Origin of the sequence: Fuscovulum ytuae (assembly GCF_029953595.1) — a bacterium.
Taxonomy (GTDB): domain Bacteria; phylum Pseudomonadota; class Alphaproteobacteria; order Rhodobacterales; family Rhodobacteraceae; genus Paragemmobacter; species Paragemmobacter ytuae.
Map to the genome: position 1 here is coordinate 3569361 of NZ_CP124535.1, position 18920 is coordinate 3588280.

Annotated in this window: 11 protein-coding genes; 2 read left to right on the top strand and 9 right to left on the bottom strand. The window is 61.8% G+C overall.

The window, feature by feature from the left end; genetic code table 11:
- Nucleotides 1–59 precede the first annotated feature (59 nt).
- Entirely contained in the window at nucleotides 60–815 is a 756-nt protein-coding gene (locus QF092_RS17210; protein WP_420026478.1) for a DeoR/GlpR family DNA-binding transcription regulator, read from the top strand.
- 413 nt (nucleotides 816–1228) lie between these two features.
- Here QF092_RS17210 and QF092_RS17215 read toward each other — a convergent pair whose 3' ends face one another.
- The 9 genes from QF092_RS17215 to QF092_RS17255 all read right to left on the bottom strand — a co-directional run bounded on the left by QF092_RS17215 (nucleotide 1229) and on the right by QF092_RS17255 (nucleotide 11404).
- On the bottom strand, nucleotides 1229–2068 hold the full coding sequence (locus QF092_RS17215) for an XdhC family protein (RefSeq protein ID WP_281465852.1): 840 nt from the start codon (nucleotides 2066–2068) through the stop codon (nucleotides 1229–1231).
- Nucleotides 2065–3237 (bottom strand): vWA domain-containing protein, encoded by a 1173-nt coding sequence (locus tag QF092_RS17220; RefSeq protein WP_281465854.1) that lies wholly within the window; start codon nucleotides 3235–3237, stop codon nucleotides 2065–2067. Before QF092_RS17220 ends, QF092_RS17215 begins: the two co-directional genes overlap by 4 nt.
- Nucleotides 3234–4094 (bottom strand): AAA family ATPase, encoded by an 861-nt coding sequence (locus QF092_RS17225; protein WP_281465856.1) that lies wholly within the window; start codon nucleotides 4092–4094, stop codon nucleotides 3234–3236. The genes QF092_RS17220 and QF092_RS17225 overlap by 4 nt, the downstream gene beginning before the upstream one ends.
- Nucleotides 4095–4144: 50 nt before the next feature.
- Entirely contained in the window at nucleotides 4145–6565 is a 2421-nt protein-coding gene (locus QF092_RS17230; RefSeq protein ID WP_281465858.1) for an aerobic carbon-monoxide dehydrogenase large subunit, read from the bottom strand.
- Nucleotides 6562–7053, bottom strand: coding sequence for a (2Fe-2S)-binding protein (locus tag QF092_RS17235; RefSeq protein WP_281465860.1), 492 nt, complete (start codon nucleotides 7051–7053; stop codon nucleotides 6562–6564). Before QF092_RS17235 ends, QF092_RS17230 begins: the two co-directional genes overlap by 4 nt.
- 11 nt (nucleotides 7054–7064) lie before the next feature.
- A complete protein-coding gene (locus tag QF092_RS17240; RefSeq protein WP_281465862.1) occupies nucleotides 7065–7919 on the bottom strand; it encodes an FAD binding domain-containing protein in 855 nt (284 codons plus the stop codon).
- Between the two features lie 148 nt (nucleotides 7920–8067).
- Complete coding sequence (locus QF092_RS17245) at nucleotides 8068–9195, bottom strand: MHYT domain-containing protein (RefSeq protein WP_281465864.1); 1128 nt, start codon at nucleotides 9193–9195, stop codon at nucleotides 8068–8070.
- Between the two features lie 114 nt (nucleotides 9196–9309).
- On the bottom strand, nucleotides 9310–10752 hold the full coding sequence (locus tag QF092_RS17250) for an ATP-binding protein (protein WP_281465866.1): 1443 nt from the start codon (nucleotides 10750–10752) through the stop codon (nucleotides 9310–9312).
- The gene (locus QF092_RS17255; protein WP_281465868.1) at nucleotides 10739–11404 is read right to left on the bottom strand and encodes a response regulator; all 666 of its coding nucleotides are present in this window, start codon (nucleotides 11402–11404) and stop codon (nucleotides 10739–10741) included. Before QF092_RS17255 ends, QF092_RS17250 begins: the two co-directional genes overlap by 14 nt.
- A gap of 369 nt (nucleotides 11405–11773) precedes the next feature.
- Between QF092_RS17255 and QF092_RS17260 the strand changes: the two genes are divergently transcribed.
- The gene (locus tag QF092_RS17260) at nucleotides 11774–18883 is read left to right on the top strand and encodes a peroxidase family protein (RefSeq protein WP_281465870.1); all 7110 of its coding nucleotides are present in this window, start codon (nucleotides 11774–11776) and stop codon (nucleotides 18881–18883) included.
- Nucleotides 18884–18920: the final 37 nt, after the last annotated feature.

Here is an 18920-nt window from a genome sequence, read left to right on the forward strand (position 1 = left end):
TGCCGCTGCATGCTGTGGAAACGGTCAGGATTTCCACATGAAGCGGGCAGGATCGGGCAATGGTGTCGCGGCGGCAATCGGATTTGATGCAATGCCTTGATGGCCGCGGGATGGTGGCGATTGCCGATCTGGCGCGTGCCTTGGGCGTATCGGCGGAAACGGTGCGGCGGGACATCCGGGCATTGGTGGATGCGGGGGCGGTGGTTCGCGCCCATGGTGCAGTGGGTCTGGCAGGGCAGACGGGTGAGGCCCCCTTTGATCGGCGGATGCGCGAAAATGCGGCGGCCAAGCGGGCCATCGCGCGGGCGGTGGCGGCGGGGATCGCGGATGGCGCGTCGGTGATGCTGGATACCGGTACGACGACGAGTTTCATCGCGCGGGCGCTGCTGGGTCATAGGCGGCTGACGGTGGTGACGAATTCGTCCGATATCGCGCGGACGCTGGCCACGGTGAATGGCAACCGGGTGTTTATGGCCGGGGGGGAGTTGCGCGGCGATAGCGGAGCGGCGCTGGGGGCACCAGCGCTCGATTTCATTGCACGTTTTTCGGTGGAGCATGCGGTGATCTCGGCCGGGGCTGTGGATGCTGGGGGCGTGGTGGATTACGATCTGCAAGAAGCGGAGTTTGCCCGCGCCGTGCTGGGTTGCGGGGGGCGGCGGGTTGTAGCGACCGATGCGACGAAGTTCGGGCGGCGCGGGGTGATCCGGGTGGCGGGCTTTGGGCAGATCGACCTTGTGGTGACAGATCGCGCGCCATCTGCCGATATTGGAACGGCGCTGGCCGGGGCTGGGGCGGCGGTCCAGATTGCGGATTAGGCCGGGCTTCCCGTTTCGAACATCGTGAGGTTGGTTTCTCGCGGCCTTGCAATCCTAGATTGCAGGTTTCGAACGTCTTTCGGTTGAGGTTGTCAGTCCGTTTGCTTGGCGGTGCGCAGCTTGTGCCGGATAGGCAAGGGGTTCTTCTGGCAGCGTAGCACCTGGCGCGGATCACAGCGGTCGAGATCAAGCAGGAGCGTCGATCAAGGCAGGCAGTCGCGCGGGGTTATGCAGGATTTGCGCGGCTATGTCCGCAAGTGGCACCTGGAACGCCTGCCAAAGTTGCGAGTTCCGAACCTAAGTCGAGTCAGCAGCAGGGCAGCTTGATTGTGGCGAGGATGGCCACTTGTTCTGCCGTCGGCTTTGGAAAAAGGCGGGCAAGGAGGCCGGGTTTTGTGGCCGTGGCAGATGTGTCAGACATCCGTCTTTTCCTTCCGGTCAACACTGCGTCGGATGAAGGTGAGTTCGGCGAGGATGGAGAGGGCGATCTCTTCTGGCGTGATGGCGTGGATGTTCAAGCCTGCCGGGGCACGGACCTTTTCAAGCGCCTCTGGGGGGATGCCGCTGTCTGTCAGGCGTGCGGCGAGGGTGGCGAATTTGCGTTGCGATCCGACGAAAGCGATGTAATCGGCCCCGGCAGCAAGGGCGGCGCGGAGGGCGGCCTCATCCCCCTTGCCTTGAGTCGCGATGACGATAAAGCGCTGGCCTTCGGCATTGGTGTCGAGGGCGAAGCTGTCTTGCAAGCTGTCGGCAGCGTCTTCGGGCAAGTCGGCCATGCCGGGGGCGGCAAGGGTGCGGTGCAGATCGAAGCGGGCGGCGAGGTCTGTCAAAGCAAGTGCCACGGGTCCAGTGCCGAAGACGACAAGACGTGGGCGGGGCAGGACGGGCTCCACGAAGATATCCATGGACCCGCGTGAAGGGCAGCCGTTTCGGGCAAAGCGGACGCCGTCGCGTTCTTCGCCGGAGGTGACGCCTTCAGCGGCAAGCAGGTCTTCGGGGCGGAGCGAGATGAATTGCGGCTGGCCTGTGGTAATGGCGGCTACTCCGGCACGGCCCACTGCGCCCCGCGCACAGCCGCCGCCTATCCAGCCCTCTGTGATGGTGCCGTCTGGCAGGATGAGTGCCTTTGCCCCCGGTTTGGCGCTGGTGGCATCCAGCGTGCGGACGACGGTGGCGATGGCGAATGGGCGGCCAGAGGCGCGGAGGCGGCTTAGGGTGCTGTCGAAGCGGTCAGCAAAGCGGTGGGCGGTCATAGGTGTACGAGCTCCGTTTCCAAAGCGGCGAGGTCGTCAAGCGTCGCGGCCGGGGCGAAAAGGTCGAGATACGGGAGGGCGGCGGCCATGCCAGAGGCGACGGGCGCGTAGTCGCGCCAGCCCTTGAGCGGGTTGAGCCAGAGGATGCGGCAGCCACGTTTGGACAGGCGGGCGAGGGCGGTGCCGATCTCGGATCCAGGGACGCTGTCATAGCCGTCAGACAGGATCATTACCACGGTCCGGCCATCGACATGGGCGCGTGCATGGGTGATGGCGAAATGCTGAAGTGCCGCGCCGATGCGGCTGCCGCCGCCGAAGCCATCGGCGAGAAGGGTGATGCGGTTGAGGGCGCGAAACGGATCATCGTCGCGTAAGGCCTCGGTCACGCGGACAAGGCGGGTGTGGAAGAGATAGGCGTCTGCGCCGGGATCGGCGCGCATGAGGCCTGCAAGGAAGGCAAGGAAGGGGCGCGCGTAGGGCTGCATAGAGCCTGAAACATCGAGCAATGCCGCGATGCGCACCGGGCGCTCGGGTCGGCGGCGTTTCTTGAGGCGGAAGGGTTCGCCTCCGGTGGAGAGGCTGGCGCGTAGGGTGCGGCGCAGGTCAATGCGCGCACCCTTGGCGGCAGCCTTGGCACGGCGCGAGCGGCGGTCGCGCAGGGCCGCGCCGATCCGGTGGGCCACGGTTTCGGCAAGGCGGATATCATCAGCCGAGACGACCTCGCGCAGGTCACGGCGGCGGAGGTTGGCGACGCGGGTGGCAATGAGGCGGCCTTCGCCGCCAGTGTCGGCTTCGCCGTCATTCTTGTTGTCGGGGCTGTCGGTTCGGCCTGTCCCCCCGTTGGCGCTTCCTTCGGCCTCACGCGTGGCCTTGGTGGGTGCGCTGTTAGAGGGGATGGCTTTGGTGCGGACGCGGCCCCCGTTTCGCCAGAAACTGTCGAAGACGGCGTCGAAACGGGCCCAATCCTCGGCGCTGCCGCAGCAGACGGATTTCAGGGCGCGGCGCGTGGCGGGTTCAGAACAATCGGTGGCATTAAGCGCCGCAAGGGCGGTTTCGGTTTCCGCGATGCCGAGGCGAAAGCCGTTGGCGCGCAAATGGGACATGAAGCCTGCAATGCGGGCCATGGGGCCCGCGTCACGCGCGGCAAAGCGGGTGACCTGTCCCCTCATGCCGCTTTACCTGCAAGGCGCTGGGCGACCTCTGTGGTGATCGTGGCCCGATCGGATTGGGTTTTCAAAAGTGTGGCGAGGGCGGCTTGCAGGATGGCAGGGTCGGAAGAAAGATCGGCCACGCCGAGCCCTGCGAGGGCGGCTGCGAAATCCAACATCTCGGCCACGCCGGGTTTCTTTTCCAATTCTTCCTTCCGCAGCGATTGGACGAAGCCCACGATCTGCGCGGCGAGATGTTGGTTCAGCGCCGGGTGACGCGTGGTGAGGATGCGGAGTTCCGTTGCCGCGTCCGGGTAATCGACATGTGCATAAAGGCACCGACGGCGCAGCGCGTCGGACAGGTCGCGTGTTCCGTTGGCGGTAAGGATAACCATGGGGCGCGTGGTGGCGCGTATGGTTCCCAATTCGGGGATGGTAATGGCAAAATCGGACAGGATTTCGAGAAGGTAGGCCTCGAACTCCTCATCCGCGCGGTCGATCTCGTCGATCAGGAGGACCGGGGCAACGGGTTGACGAATGGCACGGAGAAGTGGGCGCTCGAGGAGGTAGGTTTCGGAGAAAAGCCGCGCTTCATCTGTTGCGCCTTCGCCGGCGCGGATGGCGAGAAGCTGGCGGGGATAGTTCCATTCATAGATCGCCTGCGCGGCATCGAGGCCCTCATAGCATTGCAGGCGGATCAGGTCGCAGCGCTGCCATGCGGAAAGGGCGCGGGCAACCTCGGTCTTGCCAACGCCTGCGGCCCCTTCAAGCAAGAGGGGGCGGCCAAGTGAGAGGGCAAGGTGCAGCGCCATCGCGAGATCGGGTGAGGCGACATAACCTTCGGCGGCGAGGCCGGATTGGACGTTGTCGGCGGTCATGATAGGGTCCCGTTGGGGTAGGGCGGGGTTAACCCCGCCCTACGGTCACATTACCCGTGCAGGCCAAGATTGCGGGCGATCTTCCAGATGCGCCAATGATCATGCGGCATATGAGATTGCCGCAGGCCAAAGGCGCGGAAAGCATCGTGGACCGCGTTCGAGAAGGCCGGAACCGATCCAACATTCGGGCTTTCGCCTACGCCTTTGGCCCCGATGGGATGGTGGGGTGACGGGGTTTCGGTGTGGTCGGTGGTGTAATGCGGCGTCTCCCATGCCGTGGGCAGGAAGAAATCCATCAAGGTCCCGGTCTTGACGTTGCCGATTTCGTCATAGGCGATCTCTTGCCCCATGGCGATGGCATAGCCTTCGGTCGCGCCGCCATGGACCTGACCTTCGATGACCATCGGGTTGATGCGGGTGCCGCAATCATCCAGCGCGTAGAATTGGCGGACCTCATGTTCGCCAGTGTCCACGTCAATCTCCATCACCGCGATATAGGCGCCGAAGGGATAGGTCATGTTGGGCGGGTCGTAGTAGCTGACCGCCTCTAGCCCCGGTTCTAGGCCGGGGATGGCCTGATTGTAGGCGGCATAGGCGATGTCCTTCATCGTCTTGAACCGTTCCGGCGCGCCCTTGACTTGGAAGCGGTCGACGTCCCATTCCAGATCGCCTTCGTGCACCTCCAAAAGCCACGCCGCGATCATCTGCGCCTTGGCGCGGATCTTGCGGCCGCAGAGTGCCGTTGCCGCGCCCGCGACAGGAGTCGAGCGGGAGCCGTAGGTGCCAAGGCCGTAGGGGGCGGTGTCGGTATCGCCTTCCTCGACCGTTATGCTATCGGCGCTGAGGCCGATTTCCGAGGCGATGATCTGGGCGAAGGTGGTGGCGTGGCCCTGTCCCTGGCTGATGGTGCCAAGCCGCGCAATGGCCGACCCTGTCGGATGGATGCGGATTTCGCAGCTATCGAACATGCCCATCCCAAGGATGTCACAGTTCTTCACGGGACCTGCGCCCACGATTTCGGTGAAGTGGGTCAGGCCGATGCCCAAAAGCTTGCGCGTCTTTCCGGCCTTGAAGTCCTCGATCCGCTGGGCCTGTTCTTCGCGCAGGCCCTTGTAGTTCACCGCCTCCAGCGCTTTGTCCCACGCGGTGTGGTAATCGCCCGAGTCATACTCCCAGCCAAGTGCTGACTGATAGGGGAACTGGTCTTTGCGGATGAAGTTGATGCGGCGCAGTTCGGCAGCATCCATGTTCAGCTCGATGGCCAGAACCTCAATCATCCGTTCGATGAAATAGGCGGCCTCGGTCACCCGGAAGGAGCACCGATAGGCGACGCCACCGGGGGCCTTGTTCGTATATACGCCGTCCACCCCGACATAAGCCACGGGGATGTCATAGGACCCTGTACAGATGTGGAAGAAGCCTGCCGGAAATTTCGTCGGGTCTGCGCAGGCGTCAAAGGCGCCGTGATCGGCGGTGACGTGGCAGTGCAGCGCGGTGATCTTGCCGTCCTTTGTGGCGCTGATGCGGCCCTTCATCCAGTAGTCGCGGGCGAAGGCGGTGGCCATCAGGTTGTCCATCCGATCTTCGACCCATTTCACAGGCTTGCCCGTAACGATGGAGGCGACGATGGCACAGACATAGCCGGGATAGACACCTACCTTGTTGCCGAAACCGCCGCCGATATCGGGCGAGACGACGCGGATATTGTGTTCCTCGATTCCCGACAGCAGAGAGGCCACGGTGCGCACCACATGGGGCGCCTGGAAAGTGCCCCAGACCGTGAGCTTCCCATTAACCTTGTCCATGCTGGCCACGGTGCCGCAGGTTTCCAGCGGGCAGGGATGGGTGCGGTGGTAGTATACCATCTCTTCGGCTACCACTTCAGCGGCATCCAGCGCTTGTTCGGTTGCCTCTTTGTCACCGGTTTCCCACAGGAAGATGTGGTTGTGGTGGCGGCGGGGGCCATGCGCGCCGGACATGATGCCGTTCAGGTCTTCGCGCAGCACGGCGGCATCGGGTTCCAGTGCCTTGAACGGGTCGGTTATGACCGGGAGTTCCTCATACTCCACCTCCACCTTTTCCACGGCGTCGGCGGCGATATAGCGGTCGGTGGCAACGACGAAGGCCACTTCCTGCCCCTGGAACAGGACCTTGCCATCGGCCAGCACCATCTGCTTGTCGCCCGCGAGCGTCGGCATCCAGTGCAGGTTCAAGGGGGCGAGGTCGGCAGCTGTAAGGACGGCGACTACGCCCGGTATGGCCTTGGCGGCATCCGCATTGATCGATTTTACGCGCGCATGGGCGTAAGGAGAGCGGACGAAATCTCCAAACAGCATTCCCGGCATCTTGATGTCGTCGACATAGTTGCCTTTGCCTTGGGTGAAGCGCGCGTCTTCCACGCGCTTGCGGCTGGAGCCGAGGCCTTTGAGATTGGCGATGCGTTCCTCGCGTGTCGGGGTGAGGTCGTTCATTCCGCAGCCTCCTTCGCGTTCATTTCGGCCGCAGCGGCCAAGATCGCCTTGACGATGTTCTGATAGCCCGTGCAGCGGCAAAGGTTTCCGGCCATCCCGAAGCGGACCTCTTCCTCGGTGGGCGCGGGGTTTTCCTGCAGCAAACGGTGCGCGCGCGTGATCATGCCCGGTGTGCAATAGCCGCATTGCAGGCCATGATGTTCGCGGAACATGCGCTGTAGGACGTGCAGCCCGTCTGGGCCGCCGAGGCCTTCAATGGTGGTGATATCTGCGCCGTCGGCCTGTGCCACAAAGACGGTGCAGGCCTTCACGGAGCGGCCGTTCATGTCGACGGTGCAGGCGCCGCAGTGGCTGGTTTCGCAGCCGATATGGGGGCCGGTTATCCCCAGTCTTTCGCGCAATGTGTGGATGAGCAGTTCGCGCGGTTCGGCGAGGAATTCCTGTGCCTCGCCGTTGACGGTGAGCGTGACGTGAATTTTCTTGGTCATGATACCCTCTTTCAGGCGCGCGACCAGGCGCGGGCGATGGCACGGGCGAGGATGACGCCCGCGACGTGACGCTTGAATTCAATGGGGCCGCGATTGTCGGCCTGCGGGTCAATATCGGCGAGCATCGCAGCCACAGCGGTAGTAACGGCATCTGTGCCGCAATCTGTGCCCACAAGCGCGTCAGCAGCAGCCTGCGACCAAACCGGCATGTCGGACAGGTTGGTCATGGCGATGGAGGCGGTGGCGACGGTGCCGCCTTGGCGCGTCAGCAGAACGGCAGCGGCGGCGGTGGCGTAGTCGCCGATCTTGCGCTTTTGTTTTTCGTAGGCATAGCCGCCTGCCGCCACGCGGATCGTGATGCGGGTAAGGATTTCGTCATCGGCACGGTCGGTGCTGTACAGCCCGTGATAGAAGTCGCGGGCGGCCACATCGCGGCTGCCGGCCGGGCCGGTCAGGGTAAAGGTCGCATTGAGGCACTGCATCAGCCCTGGCATGTCATTGCCCGGATCACCATTGGCAACATTTCCGCCGACAGTGCCAACATACCGAACCTGCGGATCGGCGATCTGAAGGGCCGCTTCGCGCAGAAGCGGGATGGCGCGGGCAAGACCATCGTGGGTGATCAGGTCGGATTGGGTGACCATGGCACCGATATGAACGTGATCCGCGGCGACGCTGATTTCTTTGAGTTCCGCTACGGCTTGCAAATCAACAAGATGCGCGGGTTCCGCCATCCGCAATTTCATCATCGGGATCAGGCTGTGCCCGCCTGCGATGACGCGCGCCTCATCACCGAGTTGCGCCAACAAACCGACCGCCGACGCAAGGTCGGTCGGCCGATGATATTCAAAGGCCGGTGGTATCATGTGTTCCTCCCATCTGTGGTCGATACATTGCCGATCACAGTTGGGCGGAAGCTATGTCGGACGCGGCGCAAGTTGAGGCTGTGCGAACGAAGGAGGAAGCGATTTGCACGAATTGCGAAATGCCTGCACGAACTGCGCAGGCTGCGGATCAGAGGCCCAAAACCTCGCGTAGTGTCGAGAGGCGGGTGCGGCTGACGGGTATGCGCAGGCCGTCCGCCCCTTCGACGCTGCATTCGCCAGAATCTTTTAGCTTTTCAAAGCGGGTGACGCGGGCGGGGTTGAGCAGATAACTGCGATGCACCCGGAGGAAGCCCGCCGAGGCGAGGCGCTCTTCCGCCTCGGATATGGACCAAGGGCAGAACAGCGTTTCCATCCCGCGTTGCAGCAACGTGTAATGCCCTTCGGCCCGGATCACCGAGATGCTGGCCGGATCGAGAAAGAAGGTGCGCCCTTCACGTTCGTGCGGGACCTTTAGGGGCGGATCGGCGCGGGGCGGATCGACGCGGCGCGCGACCGCTGCCGTTGCGGTTTCAACGGAGGGGATTGTGGCGGCTTGAGGGGTTTCTTCTGGCGTGGGGAAGAAGGTGATCCCGCTCAGAAGGAAGGCTGCCGATATGACGAAGGCTGCCAGTGTCACGATGATAGCAAGGGTGCCGTTTTCCAGCGCCGGGCCGAGTGCATCGGATTGCGGATCAGGCAGAAAGCCCGTGCCTGCCATGGCAAGGAAATGGGCCATGATCACCGCGGCACCGAAGCCCGCCGCGCCCAGAAGGATGTTGCGCCGACCGCGTTCGGAATAGGCGATGCGGATGGCGAGGATGGAGAGCGCGACAGAGGCGGCAAGGGCGCCTGCCACGCCGGGAACCGTATAGACCGGGCTGCAGAGTTCCATGCCTGACATGCCAATATAATGCATCAAGGCGATGCCACCGCCGATGATGGCACCGGCCAATCCCAAGTTGCGACTGGTCCGCGGGCGGAAATGCAGTATCAGCAACGCAAGACCGGTCAAAAGGATCGCCACGAGGGCAGAGAGAAGGGTCACCAGCGCGTCGTAGGTGTAAAGGATTGGCAGGCGCAGACCTAACATGGCGACGAAATGCATTGACCAGATGCCGCCGCCAAGGGCTACTGCCGCCATGGAGATGACGGCCTTTCGTTGCCCAACAGGCAAGGCATTTGCCCCGCGTGTCAGAGAAAGGCCCGTGAACCCCGCCATCAGGGCGATGGCGAAGGCGGCCAGAACAAGGCGAGGGTCGTGACTATACTCAAGCACGCGACAGCCTCCCCGCTGCCGATGACACCGGGGGTTAGCTTACAGGTAGAGGGGGCGGATCGGAAGGCCGTCGCATCCGGTCGTATGGCCAAGGTGATCCGGGATGCGCAGGCGTCACGGGCCGCTTGCGCTGGGCGCTGGGCCGAAGAACATCTCGACTGTGGTGCCTTGGCCCGGCGCACTTGCGATATCGACGCGTCCCGCATGCAGCCGTAGGATTGAGCGGACGATGGCAAGCCCAAGACCGGTACCCGTACCCGGATTGCGCACAGCATCGACGCGATAGAAACGGTCGAAGACAAATGGCAAGTGTTCGGGTGGAATGCCCGATCCGGTATCTGTGACGCGGATGTCGAGCATGCCAGAGGCGGACCGTGCCTGAACAGTGATCCGGCCCCCTGATGGGGTATGGCGGATGGCATTTTCAAGGATGTTCGACATCGCCTGCTGAAACAGCCGGGGATCAAGTGGCCAAGTAAGGTGATCCGGCAGGTCGAGGGAGAGGGTCAGTCCCGCCTCTTCGCAGGCCGGTTCGTAAAGGTCGCGCAGATCGGTAAGCGATTGTATTGCATCGACGTTTTGCCGAAGCGCAGTCATTACACCCTGATCCGCGCGGGCCAGAAAGAGGACAACATTGAGCACGTCTCGTAAGCTGGTCGCGGTTTCGTGCAGCGTATCAATGGGGTCTTGCAAGTCTGGCGGCAAGTCGGTCCGATCAAGGAGTCGTTCGGTCTGCGCCATGAGGCGCCCGACCGGACCGCGCAATTCATGAGCGGCGTTGTCGGCATAGGTGGAAAGACCATGATAGGCTTTCTCTAGGCGGTCCAGCATCGTGTTATGCGCGCTGGCAAGGACGGCAAGTTCGCTGGGCAGACCTTGCGGCGCGATCCGCCGATCGATCGTGCCGGGTGCGACCAAGGCCGTTTCCTGCGTGATGCGCTGAACGGGTCGAAGCAGCCAGCGGCTAATCATGAGTTGCAAAAGACCCGCCCCGAAAATCAGCCCGGTCGTCAGCAAACCTGCGAAAAAAAGGTAGCCGGCAAAGGCCTTTTCATCCAGCGACAGGTTCGACGCCCCGCGCACGATAACCAGCCGTGCAGCCTCTCCATCGCCCACAAAGCGCGCGGTGAGAAGCGAAAGATAGAGGCCACCTTGGGGACCGACCGCGAAGGATACCCCGGCCTCGACCGGGGAGGTGGGGGCCGGTTCCAGCAGAAGGTCAGACAGCGCTTCGGAATAGCCGGGGGTTTCCATAGGCGCGCTTAGAGCCGGGTCTTCGACCCGCATGAGGATTTCGCGTGGTTCGAAGACATTCTCGACGATTTCATGAAAGAGGTTGTCTTCGTCAATCGGGTTCGTGCCCAACCACGAATAGAGCGCCTCGCTGCGCTGGAGGAGGACCTGCTCCTCCTGCCAGACAAGCGTGCGCCATGTGCCAAGGGCGAGGACGGCCACCAGAATGACGGCAAGACCAGTGGCAAAGACAAAGGCGAGAAACGTGAAACGCGCGGAGAGCGAGTGCAGAAGGCCGGGGCGCGTGGCTTCAGCGGAGGACATAGCCGCGACCCCGGATGGTATGGATGAGCTTGTCAGTGTAGGGGTCGTCCACCTTCGATCTCAGGCGACGGACGCAGACATCGACGACATTGCCGTCGCTGTTAAAGTTCATATCCCACACCCTTTCAAGGATATAGCTGCGGCTAAGGACCTGCCCTTTATGTTCGAGAAAGAGGGACAAAAGCCGCAGTTCCTTTTGTGTGAGGTCCAAGACAGTGCCCGCGCGTTTTGCCAGATGGCGGCGCACATCGACCATCAGGTCACGATGGGTGAGCGCCTCTTCGGAAATGACCGCGCCGCGCCGCAAGATCGCGTGCAGCCGGGCTACGAGTTCGGTGATGGCGAACGGCTTGACCACATAATCATCTGCCCCGTTGTTCAGACCGCGCACCCGGTTTTCCAGCGAATCGAGCGCGGTCAACATCAGGACCGGGACGGTGATCCCTTCTTCCCGCATCAGGCTAAGGACCTGCCAGCCCGACAGCCCGGGGATCATGACATCCAGCACCATCACATCGAAATGGCCGGCATACAGACTGTCAAATGCCGCAACGCCGGAGGTGACCCACGTCACTTCGAACCCAGCGGCGGCAAGGCCTGCGCGCGTGTTGCGGGCGACGTCTTGGTCATCTTCGACAAGCAGAAGTTTCATGAGGCGGTTTGCGAGTGATTCTTTGTGCCCCTAAACCCATGGTTGCGTTGTGCGCGGGTCCGGGGACAATCGTTTCGGATTGTTGGTCAAACAGAGATCAATCGCACTAGGCGGCATTTGATGTCATGACAGGCTGTCAGAAAATGCGGCAAAAAAACGGCAACTCTGAGCGCATCGGTAACGCGTTGTAAAATATGGCGTTTCAGATGGATTTTCGGACCTTCGAATGTATCAAAGATGTCAGCATCGTAATCTTATGGCAATGGTGGCGTAATGCATGGGGGCGTCAAACCGGGGCATGAGGCCCGGTCTGACTGCCCCTTCCAGACAGCTCTCCGGGAAATGAACACCTTCCACAGGAGCGCTGCCATGAGCCTGAAACCCTTTGTCTTGAACCAGACCGACCTTGAATTCATCCTCGCGCAGCTGGATTTCATTCCACTGTTTGACGCGAATGGCGATGCGATCATCAATTGGGATGGGACCGGCGCGGTTTACAATGCAGCCGGGGTCGCGATCTGGGATCCGGCAGGGGCTGGCAGCTATGCATATGACGGGGTGACCCTCACATCGGCGAATGTCGTCGATGTGCTGGGTCATTCCTTTCCGACGTCCACCACCTTGGTGGGTCTGCGGGAGCAGGCCGGTTTTCACAACAACCTGAACGCGGGCGAACCCACGCAGGAATGGGGTGTTTCGGGAGCGACGTTCATCCGTCTCGTTCCGGCGGATTTCTGGAACTACGTCTCCGGCGTCGATTATACGCCCGGAACGACGGTCACAGATGCGACGCCGCGTATCATCAGCCGCACCATTACCACGGGTGGTGTCGTCCTGTTGCAGGATGCGAATGGGCAGATCGTCTATTGGTCGGCTGAGCGCTATCAGACCGACAGCGCCTATGCGGCGACGATCGATGGTTGGAATGCCGATCCGGCCAATGCAGATTTCCTTATCGACACCGCGCATCAGATCGACGGCGCGGCCATTGTTGTGGACCGCGGGCTTGTGGGGGAAATCGGGCAGATCGATTTCCAGAACCCCGGGAATGGCGAGGTCTTCGTCGCTTCGCAGAACCCCGGCGTGGCACCGACCAATGGCTGGTTCGCGCTGTTTGGCCAGTTCTTTGACCACGGGCTGGATTTCATCGACAAATCCTCGGCCTATGGGAAGGTGATCATTCCGCTTTCGGTTGACGATCCGCTGTATCGTGCGCCGGGCACCAATGGGCCTGCCGATCCGGGCAACACCAAGATCACCGTTTCACGCGCGGTTATCGAAGGCACGGATGCGAATGGTGATCCGACCTATGTGAACCATACCTCGCCCTATATCGACCAGAACCAGACCTACGGGTCGACCGAAGAGATCGCGAATATCCTCCGGGAGTGGGTGATCGATCCTCTGACGGGGGAGTGGGTGCCCGGTATGAACCTGCTAGACGGGCATAGCCTTGCTGATGCTTGGACAGATGGCTGGGGCAATGTCACCCATGCGACGCTGCCCACGCTGGCAGAGTTGAACGAACATCTAATCGCCACGGGCCGCGATGCCCTTACTTGGGAGGATGTGACCAACCTGCGCAGCCGCGATGCTTCGGGCCATGTGATTGCCGGGAACACTGGGCATCCGCTCTTGCTGGACATGAACCCGAAATTCGACACCGCGCATTTCAGTGTTGCGGTCCAAGAGGCGCTTGCCGCGACTTTTGTGAAGCTGGCAGTAGATGGTCGGTCGATGGTGGTTACCTCCGCCGATGATCCGGATGGGCATGCGATTCTGCCCGGTGCGGATGGCAGCTATTCCACGATGGACCTGTCGGCACTGATCAATTTTGCAAGCTTCCAGCCGATGCAATCGAATGCCGATCCGATGGGTGCCTTGGCGTCGCAACTTTTGTTCGACAGCGTGTCGGCCCATTACGTTGCAGGCGATGGGCGAGTGAACGAGAATTTTGGCCTGACCGCCGTTCACCACGTCTTCCATTCCGAACATAATTATCAGGTGGAAAACCTGCTGCGGGCGTTGGCCAAGCAGGATGCGGCACTGGCTGCGGATGGCGACCTGTCGCATGCCACGCTGCACGGGTTTCAGATCGACACAGGTGAGACGGATGCTGCTGGCAACTTCGTCTATGCGGATGGCAGCATCGCATGGGATCAGGACAAGGTTTTCCTCGGCACCAAGCTGATCGTCGAGATGGAGTATCAGCACACGGCTGCTGACCAGTTCGCGCCGACCATCACGCCGGATATTCCCGAATATGTGGGCTACAATTCCGGGGTGAACGCGTCCATTTCTCTGGAATTTGGGCAGGTGGCCTATCGCTTCGGCCATTCCACCCTGCGTGAAACGGTGGACACCATCGACCCAAGCGGATCGATCACCGGCAAGATCGTAAGCTATGCCCTGCAACTGGCCTTCTTGAACCCCGAAGCCTATGCCGAGGTGGGGCCGGGGGCCATCGCCCTTGGCATGACGCACCAGCAAGCAGGTGATGTGGACGAGTTCATGACGCCAGCCCTGAACCAAGGGCTGCTTGGCATGCCGCTGGATCTGGCGGCGATCAACATCGCCCGGGGGCGGGACGTTGGTATTCCGACGCTGAACGCGATGCGGACGGCGCTGGGTGTGCAAGCCTATGACAGCTGGGCGAGCTTTGCCGAAGGCATGGGCCACAAGGAATCGCTGCCGGCTTTCATCGCGGCCTATGCCTTTGGCGGCGACATGGCCAAGGCGCAAGAACTCGTTGACCTGGCCAACGGGACCATCGCTTCGGGTAGCGGCCCGATGGGGTGGACTATCGGCAATGCCATCGCCTTCATGAACAACGCTTTCACGGCGGCGGATACGGCGATCTCCGAACTGGTCGATGCCGCTGCAGCAGTCGACTTCATCGACGCCTGGATCGGCGGTCTTGCTGAGGTGCATGTCACCGGCGGCCTGTTGGGCGAGACTTTCAACATCCTCTTCGTTGATCAGATCGTTCGATTGAAGGATGGCGACCGACTCTATTACCTCTATCGCCTCGTGAACCAGAATTTCGGGGATGAGATCGCGGGCGAGCAGTTCAAAGATATCGTGGAGCGGAACACCGGGACCCAGCACCTGAACGGCAACATCTTTGCCTACGCCGATCAATACTACGATTTCGGCCGCGACGCGGACAGCGTGGTGACGGGTGTTCAAGACGACATCCCGAACCATGCTTACGGGGCGACTCTGGCCGCCAATCCCGATGCAGGTATCCTGTCGCGGGGCGGGGCCGAGGCGTCGAATGGTGCGGTGCTGGATTACATCGCGCCACAGATCATGGCCTATAGCCGCGAGAACATCTCGATCGACGGGCGGACTGTCACTTATTCTCAAGCCCCTGCCCTGGCGGGGAAATATATCCTCGACCAGCGGGCCGAGCATGATCCGGGACAAACCAACATCGAAGGGCTGCCGGTGACAGGTGCCGGGTCGCATGAGGTGATGGTCGGCTCTGCCGGGAATGACGTGCTCTACCTGGAGGCAGGGGACGATACCGCTTATGGCGAAGAGGGCGACGACCTGATCATCGGCGGGAACGGCATCGACCGCCTGCACGGTGGGGCGGGCAATGATACGCTGATCGGTGGCGATATGGGCGACTTGATCGATGGCGGCGACGGCGACGACGTGTTGGTCGGCGGGTCCTCTGGTACGGCGGCGGCAGGGTTGAACCAGCTGATCGGCGGACAAGGTGACGACGTGATTTATGCCGGTCAGGGGATCGACAAGATTTCCGGCGGCGGTGGCGATGACGTTATCTATGGCGAGGGCGACACTGATGCTTTCACCCATGGCGGCGATGGTTGCGACTATATCGACGGGGGGCAGTCGGGCGACCTGCTTTATGGCGACAATGGCGATGACGTTCTGGTCGGTGGCGACGATCAGGACTTCCTGCAGGGCGGTATGGGGGATGATATCATCCGTCCCGGCAACCCGTCGCAGGCCCTTGCGGGTTTTGGCCCCGATGAAGTGATCGGTGGCGACGGCATCATCGACACCGGCTTCGACCTTATCGATTTCAGTGATTATCTGTCGGGCTCACCCGCCATCGTGGCGGATATGAACACCCAGAACAATCCTCAGGCGGCGATCGATAAGACCACACCCTTCCCGGCTTGGTTCCAGATGGAAGGCGTGATCGGTTCGCAGAAGGGCGATCAAGTCATCGGGGATGCCAATGATAACTGGCTGATCGGCGGCAGCGGCGATGACCTACTGCAGGGTGGCGCTGGGTTCGACCTTCTGATCGGGGACGCGGTGCGTCTGGATCAGCTGATCGGCACCTATTCCGGCACCTACACCATGGTCGATGACATCAGCGGCGCGACCCATCGCAACACCGGCATCCTTCAAGATAACGGGCTGCTTGCGCGGGCCGATCTGGGTACAACCGATTTCGCCAAGCATTTCACGGAAATGCTGTCGTCGCGGATGTTCAAGGATTACGTGCTGGGCAATGACGGTGGCGCGTCGGGCGGCAATGACGCCGCGGTCTACACCGGCAATCGTGCGGATTACGTGATTGAGCGCGTCACGCTTGGTGCGGGCGACCCCGCCTTGGGTGCCGTTTGGAAGGTTACGGGAATCGGCGCAGCCGAGGCTGACGGCGCCGACCTTCTGGTGGGCGTGGAACGGCTGGTTTTTGCAGATCAAGAGCTTTCGCTGCTTGGTAACGCGCCGGTCCTTCAACTGCATGGCTTTGATGCGCTGAACTTCGCTGACACTTTCTCGAACGGCTATAACGGATCTACCGGGGCTGATGCATGGGCCGGGGCATGGTCCGAGGCCAATGACGGCAGCGGGTCAAGTGGAAATGGTGGAATTCAGGTCAGCAGCCGAGCGTTGCAGTTCGGATCGTCCAACGACAACAGAAACGTGACAACCGGGGCCACGATCACCCGTGGTGTGGCCGGGACTGATTTCGCGGATGGCGCGACGTTGCGCTTCACCGTGTCGAAGTCTGGCAGCGGTAGCCTTGAGGCCGATGATGCGGTGCGCGTTTGGTTCGCCAATGATGGTGTCAATTTCACCGAAGTGGATCTGATTGACCGCGCCGATGCCAGTGGTGTGCATGAAGTGGCTTTGACTGGACCATTCGGCGCCAATGCCGCGCTTCGGTTCGAGAAGGTGGGGCTGAACGATAGAAGCGAATATATCCGCATTGACGACGTCGCGCTGGATATGACGGGTCCGGCGGCGGTGCCGACGCAGGATATCGCCGTTTCCTTCACGGAAGGGGACAACCCCATTGGCATCGCCGACCTGCCGAGCATCACCGATGATGGTGTTACGCTGCAATCGGGGCGTGTCACGCTGACCAATGCCAAGGCGGGCGATACGCTGCGTTTCGGGCCGTTGCCTGCCGGGATCACCGGGGTGCTAGATACAGCGACCGCCGGTGTAATCACGCTGCTTCTGTCCGGCGGCGCTAGCCTTGCGGCCTATGAGGCGGCCATCCAGTCGGTGCGGTTCGCGAATTCGTCTGACACGCCGGATGTGACGGACCGGATTATCGAGACGGTTGTCAGCGACGGGTTTGCAGAGTCGGCTCCTGCGGTGACCACCGTGGCGGTCACTGCGGTGAACGATGCGCCGCAAGCGGCGGGTGACGCGATTATCACTCGCGTGAACGGGACTTTCGCGGTCCCGGATTGGGTGCTGATGCTGAACGACAGCGATGTCGATGGGCCGCAGCCCCTAGCCATCACCAGCGTCGGAAACGACGACCGTGCAACGGTATCCCATGCCGGGCAAAGCGTTTCGATCACCTATACCCAAACGACCAGATCCGGATCTTTCGATTACACGGTGAGCGATGGTCTTACGACCGATTCAGCGCGTGTGACGATCAACCGAGATGCGACCGGCGATTTGACGGGCGGAAGTGGAGCCGAAATCCTTGTCGGTGGCGATGGAGCGGAAACGATCGTCGGCGGGCGTGGGAATGACGTCATTCTGGCTGGCGGTGGCGATGACCTAATCCGCTGGTCTGCGTCGAACTTTAGCAACAGCACGGATGGCTTTGATGTCATCGATGGCGGCACCGAAGGAACTGCGGGGGACACTTTCGAGGTGAACGGTAACAACAGTGCCGAAAGCTTTGAGATCGTCGCAGTTGCCTCTTATGCCGGGGCCGTCACGCCGGGGACCGAGATCGTCATCCTGCGCAATGGCAGCAAGATCGCCGAATTGCGCGACATCGAAGAGATCATCGTCAACACCAATGGCGGCGGTTTCGGCGGGGCGGATAACGACACGGTCGCCATCGTCGGCGATTTCACCGGGACCAGCCTGTTCTTCAACACGATCACCGTGAATGGCAGCGCGGGCGATGATACTGTGGATATCAGCCAGCTCAGCTCGGCACACCGCATTGTTTTCCGTACGGCGGGTGGCAACGATCATGTCGTCGGCGCGTTGCGGGCCCAGGATGTTGTTGAACTGCCCGCCGGGTCTGATCCGGCGGCCTTCGAGGCGTCCGACAATGGTGATGGCACGGTGACGATGTCGGATGGCCAGCGTTCGGTCACCTTTACTGGGTTGATGGATGCGCTGCCTGAACTCGTCTGCCAGACCGGAACGGGCGAGGGCGGCAATGGCGCGACGGATGGCGGCGCGGATCTTGGCAATGGTGGCGGGTCGTCGGAGGCGGAAGATGCGCCGTCGCATGACGGATTGGTGCTGATGCCGGGTGACAGCGCATCAGTCCAGATGGGCGATGCGGGCGATGACGTGATCGTCGGTGGCGAAGAGGGCGATGCCCTTCTTGGCAAGGGCGGGTCGGATATCATCCTTGGCAATGGCGGCAATGATGTTGCGGTCGGCGGCAGCGGTGGTGACGTGATCGAAGGCGGCGCGGGTCGTGACGTGCTTCTGGGCGGCGAAGGGGATGACCTCTTCGTTGCGCAAGCTGATGACGGGGCAGACATGATCTTCGGTGGCGCAGGCAGCGACACGATTGACCTGTCGGCGCTGACGGGCGGCGCGGTGGTTGATCTGGGGGCCTATACCCCGATCGGCACGGTTCGAGTGGGTGGTGTGACCGATCACCTTGTGGGGATCGAGAATGCCACCGGCGGGATGGGCAATGACGTGATCAAGGCGTCCTTGTCGATCAACGTTCTGACGGGCGGGGATGGCGATGATGTCTTCGTCTTCGTCTCGGCCGGCACGGCGGATGGCGACGTGATCACGGACTTCCGTCCGGGCGACAAGATCGACCTGTCGGGGATCGACGCGATGGTGGGCATGAACGGCAACCAGGCCTTCACGCTGGCCGATCAGGGCACGACGGCGGCAGGCAGCCTGGTGATCCGGGAGGTTGCGACGGTGGATGGTGTCGACACGATTATCGACGGGTTCACAGATGATGATGATGATGCCGACTTCTCGATCACGCTGCATGGCGCGCATGATCTGAGCGGAGCGTTCAGCTTCTGATCCCAAAGCGCCCCCGCGCGGCATGCGTCGCGCGGGG